The sequence below is a fragment of the Streptomyces noursei genome (genome assembly GCF_016917755.1).
Classification (GTDB): Bacteria; Actinomycetota; Actinomycetes; order Streptomycetales; family Streptomycetaceae; genus Streptomyces; species Streptomyces yunnanensis.
Genome location: NZ_CP070326.1, coordinates 5895316 through 5911091, shown reverse-complemented (window position 1 = coordinate 5911091; position 15776 = coordinate 5895316). Strand labels below are relative to the sequence as shown.

General features: G+C 76.0%; 11 protein-coding genes. 5 read left to right on the top strand and 6 right to left on the bottom strand.

What is annotated here, in order from left to right:
- Positions 1 to 45: 45 nt before the first annotated feature.
- The 3 genes from JNO44_RS26180 (at position 46) to JNO44_RS26165 (ending at position 4018) form a co-directional block, all read left to right on the top strand.
- The gene (locus JNO44_RS26180; protein ID WP_205366336.1) at positions 46 to 1662 is read left to right on the top strand and encodes a DUF6519 domain-containing protein; all 1617 of its coding nucleotides are present in this window, start codon (positions 46 to 48) and stop codon (positions 1660 to 1662) included.
- Entirely contained in the window at positions 1662 to 2699 is a 1038-nt protein-coding gene (locus tag JNO44_RS43700) for a peptidoglycan-binding protein (RefSeq protein WP_240167669.1), read from the top strand. Before JNO44_RS26180 ends, JNO44_RS43700 begins: the two co-directional genes overlap by 1 nt.
- A gap of 143 nt (positions 2700 to 2842) precedes the next feature.
- Positions 2843 to 4018: a serine hydrolase domain-containing protein gene (locus JNO44_RS26165; protein ID WP_420882684.1), complete on the top strand. Its 1176-nt coding sequence runs from the start codon at positions 2843 to 2845 to the stop codon at positions 4016 to 4018.
- Positions 4019 to 4229: 211 nt separating this feature from the next.
- On the opposite strand, the gene JNO44_RS26160 is transcribed toward JNO44_RS26165, so the two are convergent.
- The 5 genes from JNO44_RS26160 to JNO44_RS26140 all read right to left on the bottom strand — a co-directional run bounded on the left by JNO44_RS26160 (position 4230) and on the right by JNO44_RS26140 (position 11466).
- The gene (locus tag JNO44_RS26160; protein WP_205366334.1) at positions 4230 to 5360 is read right to left on the bottom strand and encodes a hypothetical protein; all 1131 of its coding nucleotides are present in this window, start codon (positions 5358 to 5360) and stop codon (positions 4230 to 4232) included.
- 91 nt (positions 5361 to 5451) lie between these two features.
- On the bottom strand, positions 5452 to 6336 hold the full coding sequence (locus tag JNO44_RS26155) for a hypothetical protein (RefSeq protein ID WP_205366333.1): 885 nt from the start codon (positions 6334 to 6336) through the stop codon (positions 5452 to 5454).
- A gap of 134 nt (positions 6337 to 6470) precedes the next feature.
- The gene (locus tag JNO44_RS26150; protein ID WP_205366332.1) at positions 6471 to 7661 is read right to left on the bottom strand and encodes a VWA domain-containing protein; all 1191 of its coding nucleotides are present in this window, start codon (positions 7659 to 7661) and stop codon (positions 6471 to 6473) included.
- Positions 7658 to 10342, bottom strand: a complete 2685-nt coding sequence (locus tag JNO44_RS26145) for a DUF5682 family protein (protein WP_240167668.1) — start codon at positions 10340 to 10342, stop codon at positions 7658 to 7660. The genes JNO44_RS26150 and JNO44_RS26145 overlap by 4 nt, the downstream gene beginning before the upstream one ends.
- Positions 10339 to 11466 carry an ATP-binding protein gene (locus tag JNO44_RS26140; protein ID WP_205366331.1) on the bottom strand — a complete coding sequence of 376 codons (1128 nt, stop codon included), beginning with the start codon at positions 11464 to 11466 and terminating at the stop codon, positions 10339 to 10341. Before JNO44_RS26140 ends, JNO44_RS26145 begins: the two co-directional genes overlap by 4 nt.
- A gap of 229 nt (positions 11467 to 11695) precedes the next feature.
- On the opposite strand from JNO44_RS26140, the gene JNO44_RS26135 reads away from it, so the two are divergent.
- Entirely contained in the window at positions 11696 to 13174 is a 1479-nt protein-coding gene (locus JNO44_RS26135) for an SWIM zinc finger family protein (protein ID WP_205366330.1), read from the top strand.
- A 68-nt stretch (positions 13175 to 13242) separates the two neighbouring features.
- Positions 13243 to 14916, top strand: a complete 1674-nt coding sequence (locus JNO44_RS26130; RefSeq protein ID WP_240167667.1) for a DUF5691 domain-containing protein — start codon at positions 13243 to 13245, stop codon at positions 14914 to 14916.
- Positions 14917 to 15029: 113 nt separating this feature from the next.
- Here JNO44_RS26130 and JNO44_RS26125 read toward each other — a convergent pair whose 3' ends face one another.
- A complete protein-coding gene (locus tag JNO44_RS26125; RefSeq protein ID WP_205366329.1) occupies positions 15030 to 15488 on the bottom strand; it encodes a cobalamin B12-binding domain-containing protein in 459 nt (152 codons plus the stop codon).
- Positions 15489 to 15776 lie beyond the last annotated feature (288 nt).

The window sequence follows — 15776 nt, the reverse complement described above, 5'->3', positions numbered from 1 at the left end:
CCCACCACCGACCGCCAGAGCTTCCGTACGAGGGGGACCCCTTCCATGCACGCTGACCTCTCCCGCATCACCCACCGGCCGGAGCGCCACTACTCCGCGGTGGTGGCGCAGCAGGGCCGGGTCCAGCTGGACGCCGACGCCAACGAGCAGACCGCCATCCAGCTGTTCCAGGCCCGCACCCTGGCGGCCGACCTGATCGGCGCGCACGGCGGGCCGCACGGCGCCACCGGCTTCAAGATCGACCTCCGGGGCGGCCCGCACGAGCTGGACGACCTCGTCATCGGCGGCGGCCGCTACTACGTCGACGGGATCCTGTGCGACGCCACCCGCCCGCGGCCGGGAACACCGGTACCGACGGCCACCGCCCCCAAGGAGGACAGGGAGGACGAGGAGGAGGCGGCGGACGGCGACACCCCCTCCGCGCCCGCCGCGTCCGAGACCTGGACGTACTGGGACCAGCCGGACGGCCACCGCGACCCGGAGCGCCCCGGCGACCGCCTGCCCTCCCAATTCCCGTACCTGGTCTATCTGAAGGTGTGGGAGCGGCTGGTCACCGCCGCCGAGGACCCGGCACTGCGCGAGGTGGCGCTGGGCGCCGCACTGCCGGACACCGCGGCCCGCGCCAAGGTGGTCTGGCAGGTGCTGCCGCTGCCGGCGTCCGAGCTGGGACTGGACGGCGACAACCCGCCGGCCGACGACATCCGCACCGCGTTCGACCGCTGGGCGCGGCAGGCCGCCGCCCCCGGCTGCCGGCTGGCCGCCCGCAGCGAACGCCCCGACCACGCCGACGACGACCCCTGCCTGGTCGCGCCCGAGGCCCGCTACCGCGGCCCGGAGAACCAGCTGTACCGGGTCGAGGTGCACGAGGGCGGCACCGCCAAGGACGCCACCTTCAAGTGGTCGCGGGAGAACGGCTCGCCCACCTTCCCCGTCGACGAACTCGACGGCACCTGGGTGCAGTTGGCCTCCCTGGCCAACGACGACAAGCTCTCCCTCCATGTCGGCGACTGGGTCGAGTTCGTGGACACCGGGTACGCCAGCCGGGGCGAGGCGGCGCCGCTGCTGCGGGTGGTGGAGGTCGATCTGCCCGGCCGCCGGGTGCGGCTCTCCGACGAGCCCGCGCCGGGCGTGGGCCGCCGCCCCGAACTGCACCCGTTCCTGCGCCGCTGGGACCACCAGGAGGCCAGCCGGAAGACGGTGCGCCGCGGCGACCGCCCGGGGCGGCTGCGGCACGGCGCGGTCCCGGTGGAGGAGGGCGGCTGGCTGCCGCTGGAGGACGGTGTCGAGGTCTACTTCGAGGCCGGCGGCAGCTACCGCACCGGCGACTTCTGGCTGATCCCGGCCCGCACCGCCACCGGCGGCGTCGAGTGGCCCACCGACCGGGCGCGCCGCCCGCTGCTCCAGCACCCCTCCGGCATCGTCGTGCACCACGCGCCGCTGGCCTGGGTGCACGGCGAACAGGCCGTGCCCGACCTGCGGTTCGCGTTCCGCCCGCTGGCGACCGGCATCCAGGCGACGGACGCCGCCGCGCAGACCCAGGGGTCCGGCGGCGTCGGCACGCTGTCGACCGGCGCTGCGGGCCGGGGCGGCCCGCAGCAGCCCCGGTCGCAGACCACCGCGGAGGCCGAGGCGCAGGTGGACGAGCAGGGGGTGGCGGACTGATGGCCACCCCGCTGACCGGCAGCCAGTTGCTGGCCGCGCTACGCGCGGAGGGGCTGGTCGTCCACGAGGTCCGCGACTGGCGCCGGCACAACCGGAACACCAAGGGCCACTGGGGCCCGATGAACGGGGTGGTCGTCCACCACACCGCCACCGAGGGCACCGAGCCCTCGGTGGACCTCTGCTACGACGGGCGCCCGGACCTGCCGGGGCCGCTCTGCCACGGGGTGATCGACAAGGCCGGCGAGGTGTATCTGGTCGGCAACGGCCGCGCCAACCACGCCGGCCTCGGCGACCGCGACGTCCTCCAGGCGGTGATCGACGAGGTCGAGCTCCCCGAGGACCGGCTCGCCGACACCGACGGCAACCGGCACTTCTACGGCTTCGAGTGCATCAACCTCGGTGACGGCCAGGACCCCTGGCCGGAAGCCCAGTTGTCGGCGGTGGAGAAGGCCGCGGCGGCGATCTGCCGGGCGCACGGGTGGGGCGAGCGCTCGGTGATCGGCCACAAGGAATGGCAACCGGGGAAGATCGATCCGTTCGGCTTCACCATGGACGCGCTGCGCGACCGCATCAAGTCCCGCCTCGCCGAACCGCCGGAGGGCCCGGTGGACCCGGTGGACCCGTCCCGGGGCGCCCAGGGGACGGGGCCCGGCACCGGGCCGATCGCGGCGAACGGCAGCGGCGCCGGTGACGTCGGAGCTGCCGGTGGCACCGGCGGCGCTCTCGACGACGGCCGCACCCCACCCGTCCCGCCGATGCCGCAACACCCGCCCTACGAGCCGTTCCCCGGCGGCGGGTTCTTCCACCCCGGGGCCCGCGACCCGGTGATCGCGGCGATGGGCGAACGGCTGATCGCCGAGGGCTGCGACCACTACCGGCACGGCTCCGGCCCGGAGTGGAACGAGGCCCACCGCAAGTCGTACGCCTCCTGGCAACGCAAACTCGGCTTCCACGGCAAGGACGCGGACGGCGTCCCGGGCCGCGTCACCTGGGACCGCCTCCGTGTACCGAACACACAGGCCCGATCGCCTGGTTGAGGGGTACGGGGCGACCGGCAGATCTTGGGGGTAGCCCTACCCGGAGCCCGGCGGACAGCAGGATCGTCCCGACCGGTCGCCTCCGGAAATGCTGGGACCCGGCACATGCCGCTGGTTCCCAGGGCTTCCGGAGGAGTTGACTCGTGCGTGCACAGGCAGGACAGAGGTTCCGTTGGTCCGGACGGCGGTCGGGCGGTGGTCGGCGCAGGGCCGTGACAGCCGCGGCTGCGGTGGCCGTCGGCGCGATGGCGGTGGGCGCTCCGGCGTCGACCGCGGCGTCGGCGGCACCGGCCTCCACATCGCACTCCGTGCAGAGGCACCTGAACCAACTGGTACGTGAGGACGGTGTGCCCGCTGCGCTGGCGAGCGTCCAGGACCGCCACGGGCACACCCGTACCTACACCGCGGGCGTCGGCGACGTGGCCACGGGCGCGAAGGTCCCCAGGGACGGTCAGGTCCGCATCGGCAGCAACACCAAGACCTTCACGGCCGTGGTCGTGCTGCAACTGGTCGCCGAGGGCAAGGTCGAACTCGACGCTTCCGTCGACACCTACCTGCCCGGCCTGTTGCGCGGGGACGGCATCGACGGCCGCCGCATCACCGTCCGCCAACTCCTCCAGCACACCAGCGGACTTCCCACCTACGTGGACCACCTCAGCGACGACATCCGCTTCTACGAGCCCGGCGAACTCCTGCACCTCGCCCTGAAGCACAAGGCCCACTTCGCGCCCGGAGCGAAGTGGGAGTACAACAACACGAACTACCTCGTGGCGGGCCTACTCGTCCAGAAGGTCACCGGCCACACCGTCGCCGAACAGATCGACCGGCGCGTCGTCCGACGCATTGGCCTGCGCCACACCTACTTCCCCGCCCCCGGCGACGCGACCATCCGGGAGCGCCACCCCAAGGGCTACTACCAGGAGTCGGCGGGCGCGCCCCTGGTCGACGCCACGGAATGGGACCCGTCCTGGGCATGGGCGGCAGGCCAGATGATCTCCACGAACTCCGACCTCAACCGCTTCTTCAGCGCGCTGCTGTCCGGACGCCTCCTGCCGAAGGCCCAGCTCGACCAGATGCGCACCACCGTCTCCGCCACCTCCCCCTTCCCCGCCGGTGCCCGCTACGGCCTGGGCCTCGTGAGCAGGCCGCTGTCGTGCGGCGGCGTCTACTGGGGCCACGGCGGCAGCATGACGGGATACGAGACCCGAGGTGGCGTCGCCGGGAACGGCCGCGCCGCCGACGTCGCGGTGACCACGCAGCCGGGCCGGACGACCAAGGAGCACATGGACAGCGTGGTGGACGCGGCCCTGTGCCGCTGAACCGAACGGCCCCCGGGCACCGGCCGTTCCCCGGGCACGAAAAAGGCCGGGTGACCCTCCCCCACAGAGGGCCACCCGGCGTCTTTCACTCGGCGGGACGAGATGACCCCCACGTCACCTCGTCCGCCTCATCCGGCGTTCCGATGGCCCCGGGTCCCGACCGCCGCCGCGGTCGGTCCACCGGTGCACACCGTGCGGTTCGCCGGACGGATCAGAGGCCCTGCACCGGAAGGGCGGGCACCGCCGGGATGTTGGCGGCGTTGGTCAGGTCGGCGACGTTGGCGGGCACGGCCGGGGCCAGGCCCTGGGCGCCGGCGACGGCGGCGGTCGCGGTGCCCTTGGCGTCCGTCACCACGACGGTCACCACGCCCTGCGCGAACGGCACCGCGTCGCTGCCCACGCCCTGCGCGAGGACGGTGGCCTGCCCGGCGACACCCTGCGCGAACGGCACGGCCTCGCCCTGGACGTTCTGCACGAACACCTGGACGCGGCCGTCGACGACGGTCACGAACGGGGTGGCCCGACGCGCGGCGTCACCGGCGAGCGCGCCCACGTTGCCGACCGCGCCCTGGGCGACCGGCAGGACCTTGGCGACCGTCCGGGCGGCGACCGGCGGCAGCACGTCGGCGGCGGTGCGGTCGACGAGCGGACGCGCGGTGGCCAGCGCACCCTGCGCCTGCTTGGTCAGCTGCTCGGGACGCAGACCCGCACCGGCGAGGCCGGCCAGCAGGTTGTCGGCCGAACCCGGGGCCTTCGGCAGACCCGGGGTCTTGGGCAGCGCCGGGACGCCGGGCAGGCCCTTGGGCAGACCGCCGGGCAGCTTGGCGGCGGGGACGCCCGGGACGGCGGGCAGCTTCGGCAGCGCGGGCAGCTTGCCGTTCACCAGCTTGCCGGCCTTGCCCAGGTCAGCGGTCTTGGCGACCTTGGAGAGCTGCTTGACGGCCTGCTTCGCCTGCTTGCCGTCGACAGCCTTCTGCACGTCACCGGCGTTCGCGTCGGGCAGCCCGGCACCGCCGACGAGCTGGCGCACACCGTCCACGATGCCGCCGGCCTGCGGCAGCTGACCGGTGGGCAGCTTGTCGGCGGACACGCCGCCGCCGAGGACCCCGGTCGCCTTGCCGGCCGCGCCGCGCACGGTCTTGGTGGCGGTGCCGGCGGCCTTCTGGACGGTGCCGGTGACCGCGCCGGTGGACAGGTGCTGGGCGGCACCGGTGACCGTGCCGACGGCCGGCAGGTCCGGGGTGGCCGGCAGCTCGGCGGCGTTGGCGGCGACGGAGCCGAGGGCCCACAGGCCGGTGGCGGTGGCGGCGACGGCGATGGAACGGCGGATGTTGGAGCGCATGGTGGTGATGTCCTTCGAATTCGGGAGGTTCAACGGGCAGACCTGTGCCACCCCCGCGTGGCAGGTCATTTCAGACGCGGAGCGGTCTGCCCTAGCCGGGGAATTCGAGGATTTCTTCGGCCCGTCGGCGCGTCGGGGCGCCATCGGCCGTACGGACGCCACCGGGCAGCAGCCGGAAGCGCGGGGAGTCCGCCGGAGCGGCGGCGTGCTGATCGCCGCCACGGGGACCGTGGCCGTCGCCCGTGGTGTGCGCGGGCGGCGCGACCGGGCCCAGCGGGCCCTGGGCCGGCAGGCCGTGGTGGCCGGCGTCCCGCTGCGGCTGGGCGACGGGACGCGGCTGTGCGGCGGCCGGGTGGTGCGGTGCGTAGCCGCAGTGCGCCGGGCGGAGCAGCTGCGACGCGGCCGGGCCGTCGCCGGTGGGAACGGCCCCGGGACCGGCCTGAGCGCCACCGGGCGCCCCGCCGTGCGCGGGCGTGCCACCGTCGCCGGGCCGTCCCGGGTGGGTGCCGACGGGGAGGTGGACGGGCAGCGCGCCGCCGACCGTGTCCCCGATCCCGCCGATCGCCTTGACCAGGCCGGTCACCGCGTCCACCGGCTCGGCGAGCCGGCCGGTGACCGGTGCGGCGGCCTGCTCGGCGGGGCGCATCGTGCCCTCGACCGCGGCCGTCTCGGTGTCCGCGCGCCGGGTGAGTCCGGCGCCCTCCGCCTCGCCCTGGTGCGCCAACGTCGCCCCGGACTGCGGCAGTTTGCCGAGGTGCCGGGGGGTGCCGGCGCGCTGCGGGGTCTGGGCCCCGGTCAGCGCGGGTGCGGCCGGACGGCCGTCGACGGGCGTCCGGTCGGCGGCGTGTGCGCCGGTGCCGAAGCCGATGCCGAGGAGGACGAAGCCGACCAGGAAGAGCCCCGCCAGCAGCGCGCGCCGCACGGCCACGGTGCGCGGCAGGCGCACGGCGGCAGGCAGGGCGAACACAGCGGACAAGGAGGGGACCTTCCCATGCGGACGGGGACAGCCGGGCACAGCGCCACGGTGTCGAACCCGTCACGGGTGATCGAGCGATGCCCTGATCCTTGCACGACGGGGCAGGTACCCCGCAAGTCCCCCCGGGTTTCCTGTCACCGTTGCTCCGCCATGTCCGGTATGGGCAGCGGCCGTTTCTCCAGTGCGGCCGCCATCACCTCCGGAAACCGGTCGGGCGTGCAGGCGAACGCCGGTGCCCCGAGGGCGGCCAGGGCCGCCGCGTGCTCCCGGTCGTAGGCGGGCGCGCCTTCGTCGGAGAGCGCGAGCAGGGTCACGAACCGCACCCCGGACGCCGTCATCGCGGCGACCCGCTTGAGCATCTCGTCGCGGATGCCGCCCTCGTAGAGGTCGCTGATGAGGACGACCACGGTGTCGGCGGGCCGGCGGATCCGGGACTGGCAGTAGGCCAGCGCCCGGTTGATGTCCGTGCCGCCGCCGAGCTGGGTGCCGAACAGCAGCTCCACCGGGTCCTCCAGGTGGTCCGTCAGGTCGGTCACGGCGGTGTCGAAGACGACCAGCCGGGTGTCGAGGGCCCGCATCGAGGCCAGCACCGCCCCGAACACCGAGGCGTACACCACGGACGCGGCCATCGACCCGGACTGGTCGACGCAGAGCACCACGTCCTTCCGCGCCGACTGCGCCGAGCGCCCGTATCCGATCAGCCGCTCGGGGACGACGGTGCGGTGTTCCGGGAGGTAGTTCTTGAGGTTGGCGCGGATGGTGCGGTCCCAGTCGATGGCGCGGTGCCGCGGGCGACGGATCCGGGCGGCGCGGTCCAGCGCTCCGGTGAGCGTGGCCCGGGTGCGGGTGGCCAGCCGCTGCTCCAGCTCTCCGACGACCTTGCGGACGACGGCCCGCGCGGTCTCCCTGGTGGTCTGCGGCATCACCTTGTTCAGGGAGAGCAGGGTGCCCACCAGGTGGACGTCGGCCTCGACGGCCTCCAGCATCTCCGGCTCCAGCAGCAGCGCGGACAGCCCGAGCCGGTCGATGGCGTCGCGCTGCATCACCTGCACCACGGAGGACGAGAAGTAGCTGCGGATGTCGCCCAGCCAGCGGGCCACTTGGGGCGCCGACGCACCGAGGCCGGCCGCCCGGGTGCCGCCGCCATCGCGCGGTCCGCGGCCCGGCCGCGGGTGTGGTTGCTGCCCGTACAGGGACTCCAGTGCGCCGTCCATCGCGGCGTCCCTGCCGCGCAGTTCGCAGCCGGTGCCGTCCGCGCCGGCGCCGCCCAGCGCCAGTCGCCAGCGGCGCAGCCGCTCCGCGTTCCGGTCCGCCGTGCTGGTCATCTTCCCGCTCCTGTCGGCTCGTTGGTCGCTGGGGCGGCGCCTTCGGTCCCCGTGGTCCCGGATCCGTTCCCGACGCCGTCCGCGCCCTCGCTCGTGCCGCCCCGCTCGCTCCCGTCCCGCCCCCTGCCGTTTTCGTCGCGCCCGTCCTCGTCCTCGTAGCCGCGCTGGGGTATGCCCAGCAGGAGTCGCAGGGTGGGCAGGACGGCGGCGGCGCGGTCGCGGTCCAGGCCGGGGCCGAAGCCGGGCGCCGCCGCGTCCGCGGGGCCGGGCGCCGGGTGGCGGGATCCGCCGGACGGGCCGCGGCGGACGAGTTCGCCGAGGGTGCGCCGCACCCCGGTGTCGTATCCACCGAAGGTCCGCCGCAGCAGCGGCAGGACGTCGACGAACACGGCGTCCGGTACCCGCGTCAGCCAGCCGTCCACCAGTGCCAGCAGCCGTTCGTCGTGGACCAGCAGCAGGCCGCCGCCCGGGCCGCCCACGAAGCCCTCGATCCATCCGGCGGCGTCGGCGGGCGGGGTGCCGGGCGAGAGGGCGAGCGCCATCAGCCGCTCCGCGCCGTCGCCGGGCAACCGTCCGTCGTCCAGCAACAGCCGGGCGGCCCGCCCGCGGAGCAGGCCGGGGACGGTGTCCCGTTCGGCGAGCGTCCGGAGGACCGCGGCCCAGCGCTCCCGCAGGGGCGGGGCGGGCGGCTCGACGGTCGCCCGGTCCGGTGCCCCGGTCTCCTCCGCGACCTGCCCGAGGAGGCCGACGGCCCGGTGGGTGGCGTCGAGGTGGCCGCGCAGCTCCGCCGCGCCTTCGGCGTCCAGGCCCGCGCAGGCCGGGGGCAGCCCGACGAAGATCCGGCCGGCCAGGCCCAGCGCCACCGCACGGAGCGCGCCGGCGTCGGTGCCGCGGACGTCCCCGTAGCGCACCGCGCGGACCAGGGCGGGCAGGGCCTGGGCGAGGTGGCCGACGTCCGCGTCGAGGGCGGCGCGGTCGGCCAGCGCCCGCATCACCACCGGCAGGGCCTCGGGCAGCCCGGCGAGCAGGCAGCGCTCGGCGAGGGCGGTGACCTCGGCGAGGACGGTGGCCTCCGCGGCGTCCGAGGTGGCCTTGGCGGTGGCCGCCGTGAGCACCGTGGTGCCCCAGACGCCGGCCTCCGCGACCCGCACGGACAACTCCGGCTCCCAGCGCAGCCGCCAGGTCTCCCGGAAGGTCCCGGTGCCGCCCCGGGAGCGGGCGGGCTCGCCCCAGGGGATGCCGAGCAGCTGCAGCCGGTGCAGCAGGCCGCTGCGGCCGGCGTCGGTCTCCTTGCGGAGGTCCAGTTCCAGCTCGCGCTCGGCCGCCTCGGGCCTGAGGCGCAGCGTCCGCTGGCAGCGGGCGAGGTCCCGTTGGAGCGGGACGGCCGGGGCGTCCTCGGGCACCTGGCCCAGCACCTCGCCGACCACCAGCCGGTCGCGGATCAGCGCGGCGGGCACGTCGGAGCCGGCGGTCATGACGGCCCGGACCGCGTCGTCGAGTTCGGCGAGGCCGGCGAGCGGACGGCCACGGATCGCGGCGAGCCCTTCGGCGAGCCGCACCGCCTCGATGACGTGCGCCGACGAGACGGCGTGGTCCTCCTCGCGGAGCAGCCAGGCGGCCTTGGTCAGCCAGCGCTCCACGGGGCGGTCGGGGGCCTCGAAGAGGTGGCCGTACCACCCGGGGGAGGTGATGCCGGCGCCGTAGCCGCTGCGCCGGGCCAGCCGCCGGTGGGTCCACGGCACCCAGGTCAGCGCCGTCTTCACCTTCGGCAGGCCCTTGAGGAGCTGCCGGTCGGCGGCCACCGTGGGCGGGGCGGGGCTCCCGCCGGAGCCGGGGCGGGCGGCGGCGCGGGCCAGTGCGGGGACGTGCCAGGCCCCGCAGACCACGGCCACCGGGTCGCCGAACTCCCGCCGCGCGGCGCGCAGTCGGAGCCGCATATGGGCCTCCCGGACCGCGTCGCGGTCGGATCCGTCGTCGAGAGCCGCGCGCAGTGCCGCCATGGCCTCGGCGAGCACGGCGAACGGAGCCAGCGCGTCCGCCTCGGGCCCTCCCCCGCCCTCGGCGCCTCCCCCACTCTCGACTCCTCCCCGACTCTCGACTCCGCTCGCGCGGGGGGACCCCCATGACCGGGCGGCACGTCCCGGGCCGCGGTGCTCGACCACGTCCTCCCACCAGCGCTCGGGGTCGTCGTGGCCGGCGGTCTCGGCGAGCACCCGGAGGGGATCCAGCCGCACGGCGGCGGCCGACGCCGACGCCCCCTGCTCCCCCGCCGCCTCGCCCGTTCCCGTGCCGGGCGCCGTCCCTCCTTCTTCCGGCCGCTCGCCGGTCTCCGGCTCCTCGTCCGCCATGGCCAGTGCATGTGCCGCCGGAAGGTCGATGAAGCGCACCGGAACGTCGTGCTCCAGGGCCCAGCGCAGCGCCACCCACTCCGGGGAGAAGGCGGCCAGCGGCCAGAACGCCGCGCGGCCGGGGTCGTCCACGGCGTGGGCGAGCAGGGCGACCGGTGGCCGCATCTCCGGGTGGGCGGCGAGCGGCACCAGCGCGTCCGCCTCCGGCGGCCCCTCGATCAGCACCGCGCGGGGTGCGCACTGCTCCAGTGCGGCCCGCACCGCCCGGGCCGACCCCGGGCCGTGGTGCCGCACCCCGAGCAGCACCGGCCCGGTCCCGTTTACGCCGGTCATGCGCCCACCTCCCGGCAGGCGCGGTAGAAGTCCTTCCAGCCGTCGCGCTCGCGCACCACGGTCTCCAGGTACTCCTGCCAGACGACGCGGTCCGCGGTCGGATCGCGGACCACCGCGCCGAGGATGCCGGCGGCCACGTCCCCGGGGCGCAGCACGCCGTCCCCGAAGTGGGTGGCCAGTGCCAGGCCGCTGGTGACGACCGAGATGGCCTCGGCCGTGGAGAGCGTCCCGGACGGCGACTTGAGCTTGGTGCGGCCGTCGGTCGTGACGCCGTCCCGCAGCTCGCGGAAGACCGTCACCACGCGGCGGATCTCGTCCATCCCCTGGGGTGCGGGCGGGAGTCGGAGCGAACTCCCGATCTGTGCGACCCGCCGCGCGACGATGTCCACCTCGTCCTCCGGGGTGGCGGGCAGCGGCAGGACGACGGTGTTGAAGCGGCGGCGCAACGCGCTGGAGAGGTCGTTGACGCCGCGGTCACGGTCGTTGGCCGTGGCGATCAGGTTGAAGCCGTGGACGGCCTGGACCTCCTGCCCCAACTCCGGTATCGGCAGGGTCTTCTCCGACAGGAGGGTGATGAGGGTGTCCTGGACGTCGGCCGGGATCCGGGTCAGCTCCTCGACCCGCGCGGTCATCCCCTGTGCCATCGCCCGCATGACGGGGCCGGGCACCAGGGCGTCGGCGCTGGGGCCCTGGGCGAGCAGCCGGGCGTAGTTCCAGCCGTAGCGGATCGCCTCCTCGGGGGTGCCGGCGGTGCCCTGCACCAGCAGGGTGGAGTCGCCGCTGACCGCCGCCGCCAGGTGCTCCGACACCCAGGTCTTGGCGGTGCCGGGCACGCCGAGCAGCAGCAGCGCGCGATCGGTGGCGAGGGTCGTCACCGCGACTTCGACGATCCGCCGCGGGCCGACGTACTTGGGTGTGATGACCGTGCCGTCGGCGAGCGTGCCGCCGAGCAGATACGTCGCGACCGCCCAGGGCGAAAGCCGCCAGCGCTCCGGCCGGGGCCGGTCGTCGGCCGCGGCGAGCGCCGCCAGCTCGTGCGCGAAGGCGACTTCGGCGTGCGGTCGCAGCGCCTCCCCGGACCCGTCGTGCGCCCCACCCGCTGTGGTGATGCCGTTCTCGGACATGCTTCCCCCTCGTCGCGCGATGTGCGGCCGGCGCCCCGCGCGGATCCCGCCGGCGACTTGCGGTTCCCAGCCTGCACCAGACCACTGACAACGCCCCCGAAAAGCGTTGCTGACCTGCGGAGTTGCCGACGTGCGAGGGCGATTGTCAGTGCCGCGTCGTAGCGTCGAAGACAGCGAATCCGCAGGGGTTCGACGGCAGGGGTTCGACGGGAGTCCGCAGGGGGGTCGGATGAGTCCGCACGGGGAGCGTTGGACGAGGGACCGGGTGCTCGCGCTGGCGCCGGACGAGGCGTCGCGGGCGGCGGGCGGGCGGCTCGCCGCGGCCGGCCGGTGGTCGGGGACGGGCGCGGGCGGGGGCGCGGTATGGGGGATGTGCGAGGGCGGCGACGGCACGCGGTACGGCACCGTCGTGGATCTCGACGGGCCGGCGTTCCAGTGCAGTTGCCCGAGCAGGAAGTTCCCGTGCAAGCACACGCTGGGGCTGTTGCTGCGGTGGGCCGGGGACGAGGCCGGGGAGCCGGCGCGGCCGGGGGACGGTCCGGCCGCGGGCGGGCAGCCGCCGCCGTGGGCGGCCGGGTGGCTGGCGACGCGCCGGGAGCGGGCCGACCGCCCGCCGGGCGGCGCGGGGGCCGGCGGTCCAGGAGCCGACGGTTCCGAGGCCGACGGCGCGGGCGCGGCCGCCCCCTCCCGCGCGCCCGCGGATCCGGAGGCGGCCCGGCGGCGGGCGGCCCGCCGGATGCAGCGGATCGCCGCCGGCGCAACGGAGTTGGAGCAGCGCCTGGAGGACCTGCTGCACTCGGGCCTCGCGGCGGCCGGCCCAGCCGCCGGGGCCGCCTCCCGCACCGGCGCGGACGACCCCGGTGGCGGGCGGGGTTCCTGGGAGGAGACCGCCGCCCGCATGGTGGACGCCCAGGCGCCCGGACTCGCCTCGCGGGTAAGGGAGTTGGCCGCGATCGCGGCCTCCGGCCCCGACTGGCCGTCCCGCCTGCTGGAGGAGTGCGCCCTGCTGCACCTCCTCAACCAGGGTTTCCTGGGCATCGATCGGCTCCCGCCCCCGCTCGCGGCGACGGTCCGCGCCCGGGTCGGACTGACCACGGACGCCGCGGACGTCCGGTCCGACCCGGAGACGGTGACGATCCGGGACCGCTGGCTGGTCCTCGCCCAACGGGACGGCGCCGAGGGACCGTTGACCACCCGCCGGATCTTCCTGCGCGGCGAGCGGACCGGCCGGATGGCGCTGCACCGCTCCTTCGGCGGCGCCCACCGCCCCCTGGAGGTGTCGCTCCCGCCCGGCCTGCTGCTCGACGCCGACCTGGCCTACTACCCGGGCGCCCGGCCGCTGCGCGTCGCCCTCGGTGAGCGGTACGCCCCCGCGGCCCCGGGGCCGGTCCCGACCGGTTGCGGCATCGACGCCGCGCTGGCCGCGTACGGCCATGCGCTGCGCGACGACCCCTGGCTGGACGCCTGGCCGGTGGTCCTGGCCGATGTCACGCCGATACCGGGCGGCGCGGGCGGCGGCTGGCAACTGGCCGACGCCGACGGCGAGTCCGCCCTCCCGCTGGATCCGCGCTGCCTGGGCCGTCCGGCCCTGTGGCAGCTGGCGGCCATATCGGGCGGCGCGCCGGTCACGGTCTTCGGCGAATGCGGCCACCGGGGTTTCCTGCCGCTGACGGTCTGGGACCCCGCACCGGTGTCGCTGTCCCCGTGACCCACCGCCCGGCCCGCAGCGGCGCGAGGCCCCCTCATCCGTGCACCACCCTCATCCGGAGGCAGAGCATGCCGACCACACCCACCCCATCCCCCACCCCCAGCACAGCCATCCCCACCGCAGCCGCCCCCGGCGCCTGGCCCGACCTGGTGAGCGCCGCGCTCCTCGGGGCCGAGCGGCGCACCCCGCCGGTGGCCGTGCGGGACGGGCAGACCCCCGCGGCAGCGCTGCTGGACGCGGCGGCGGTCGGCACCGTGCGGCGGCGCTCCGCGCTCCGCCCCGCCCCGGCCGCCGAGCGGCCCGCCCCGGCCCCCGCCGATCCGCGGCCCCCGCTGCCGCCGGCCGCCCGGCGCCGGCTCGCGCTGCTGCTCGCCGACCGCGCTCCCGGCTCCGGCAGCCGGCGCGGCACCGATCCCGACCTCACCGAACTGCTGCCCCAGTGGCTGGCCGCCGCCGACGGACGCGGTTACCGCGCCCCCGAGGCACTGCTGCCCGCACTGCTGGACGCCGCCCGGTCCCGCACCGACCTACGGCCCACCGCGCTCGCCCTGGCGGGCCCCCGCGGCCTGTGGCTGGCCCGGCTCAACGACGACTGGAGGTTCGCGCTCCGCGGCATCGGCGGCCCGCTGTCGCTGCCGGGCGCCGACGCCCCCGAGGCGGTCCGGCGACTGTGGGAGGAGGGGCTGTTCGCGGAGCGGGTCGCGCTGCTGACGTCGCTGCGGCGCCGCGATCCGCGGGCCGGCCTGGCGCTGCTCGCGGCCACCTGGGCGACCGAGCGCGCCGAGGACCGTCTGATGTTCCTGGATTCCCTCGGCGAGGCGCTCACGCCGAGCGACGAGCCGTTCCTGGAGCAGGCCCTCTCCGACCGCAGCCGCAACGTCCGCACCACCGCTGCGGAGCTCCTCTCCGCCCTGCCCGGCTCCGCGCTCGCGGCCCGGATGGCCGAGCGCAGCCTGGTCTGCGTCCGCCTGGCCCGGCCGGCCCCCGGGGACGCCACCGCCACCGAGGTCCTCGTGGTCGATCCGCCGGGCGCCTGCGACGCCGGGATGCAGCGGGACGGCGTCGCCCCCCAGCCGCCCTCCGGGAGGGGGGAACGCGCCTGGTGGCTGGGCCAGTTGGTGGAGGCGACGCCGCTGGACCGCTGGCCCGGCCGTCTGGGCGGGCGCTCCCCGGCGGAACTCGTCGCGCTCCCGGTGGCCGGCGACTGGCGGACGGAGCTGCACGACGCGTGGTGCCGGGCCGCGGTGCGCCAGCGGCACGCGGACTGGGCGCGGGCCCTGTTGGGCGCGCCCGGCAACCCCGGCCAGGCCGCCGCCGAGCTGGCGCCGGCCGGTTCCTCCCGGGACCTGACGAAGCTGTTGACGGTGCTCCCGGACGACGAACGGGCAGGCTGGGTATCCGAGTTCATCGCCGTCCACGGCCTCGCGGACGCGTTCCGGATGCTGGGCGTCTGCGCGGTGCCGTGGTCCGAGCCGCTGGGCCGGGCGGTGGTCGACGCACTGGACATCGCCCGGGACGCGGGCAGCTATCCGTGGAGCTTCAGCGGGGTGATGGGCCTGGCCGAGCGCTGCCTGGATCCGGCGGCGGCCGACCGGCTGCAGATGCTCACGGCGGTCACGGACGAGCCCGAGGGTGCCTCCCCGGGCTCCGGCGGCTATTGGTCCGAGGCGTTCCAGCGCCTGGTCGGCACCCTCCGCCTGCGCGCCGCCATGCACGCCGAGCTCGCCGGGGAGGCACCATGACGCCGGCGACCGCCCGCCGCCCTGCGCGGACGACGGGCCCGCTCCCCCGGCGGCCGGCGCCGCCCGCGGCAACGGGCCGGGCCGTCCCGTACGGCTCGTCGGGCGCGGGCCGCTCAGACGGCCAGCGGGCGGACGTTCGCGTTGACCCACTCCACGATCGAGGTGGTGGTCGCCCCCGGCGTGAAGATCTCCGCGACGCCCTGCTGCTTCAGCGGGGCGATGTCCGCCTCCGGGATGATGCCGCCGCCGAAGACCTTGATGTCCGTCGCGTCCCGCTCCTCCAGGAGGGCGAGCACCTTCGCGAAGAGGGTGTTGTGGGCACCGGAGAGGATCGACAGCCCGATGGCGTCGGCGTCCTCCTGGATCGCGGTGTCGACGATCTGCTCCGGCGTCTGGTGCAGCCCGGTGTAGATCACCTCCATACCGGCGTCCCGCAGCGCCCGGGCGATGACCTTGGCGCCCCGGTCGTGCCCGTCGAGCCCCGGCTTGGCGACGACGACCCGGATCGGCCCCGACCGGCCCGCCGCGCCCTGGCCCTCTGCCTGCGCCCCGTCTTGCCGCGCCACACTCATCACTGCCTCCAAGCCATGCGCGGCACCGCCAGGGCGATGCCGCCGAGCCGACATCCGGTCGCGCCACCGCGAACCGGCGGCCACGAGCGTGAACGAACGTTATCTACAGCATCCCGTACGCAGCCGTTTCGTGACATCCGGCGAGGGGGAAATCACACACGGGACACATTCGCCACGCGCCGCGTTCCGCGTGTCCGCCGCCGCCAGGGACGGCCGGCGCCGCACACACGGGCCGGGCGCCCGGGGAGCCGCAGCCCGGTCGGCCCGCGGGGCCGCCGCCGCACCACC

What these genes read in the sequence shown, in the direction of transcription:
- JNO44_RS26150 (WP_205366332.1), bottom strand. Translation starts at nt 7,661, where the DNA reads ATGACCAGCACGGCGGACCGGAACGCGGAGCGGCTGCGCCGCTGGCGA.
- JNO44_RS43700 (WP_240167669.1), top strand. Translation starts at nt 1,662, where the DNA reads ATGGCCACCCCGCTGACCGGCAGCCAGTTGCTGGCCGCGCTACGCGCG.
- JNO44_RS26130 (WP_240167667.1), top strand. Translation starts at nt 13,243, where the DNA reads ATGCCGACCACACCCACCCCATCCCCCACCCCCAGCACAGCCATCCCC.
- JNO44_RS26160 (WP_205366334.1), bottom strand. Translation starts at nt 5,360, where the DNA reads ATGCGCTCCAACATCCGCCGTTCCATCGCCGTCGCCGCCACCGCCACC.
- JNO44_RS26180 (WP_205366336.1), top strand. Translation starts at nt 46, where the DNA reads ATGCACGCTGACCTCTCCCGCATCACCCACCGGCCGGAGCGCCACTAC.
- JNO44_RS26135 (WP_205366330.1), top strand. Translation starts at nt 11,696, where the DNA reads ATGAGTCCGCACGGGGAGCGTTGGACGAGGGACCGGGTGCTCGCGCTG.
- JNO44_RS26125 (WP_205366329.1), bottom strand. Translation starts at nt 15,488, where the DNA reads ATGAGTGTGGCGCGGCAAGACGGGGCGCAGGCAGAGGGCCAGGGCGCG.
- JNO44_RS26140 (WP_205366331.1), bottom strand. Translation starts at nt 11,466, where the DNA reads ATGTCCGAGAACGGCATCACCACAGCGGGTGGGGCGCACGACGGGTCC.
- JNO44_RS26145 (WP_240167668.1), bottom strand. Translation starts at nt 10,342, where the DNA reads ATGACCGGCGTAAACGGGACCGGGCCGGTGCTGCTCGGGGTGCGGCAC.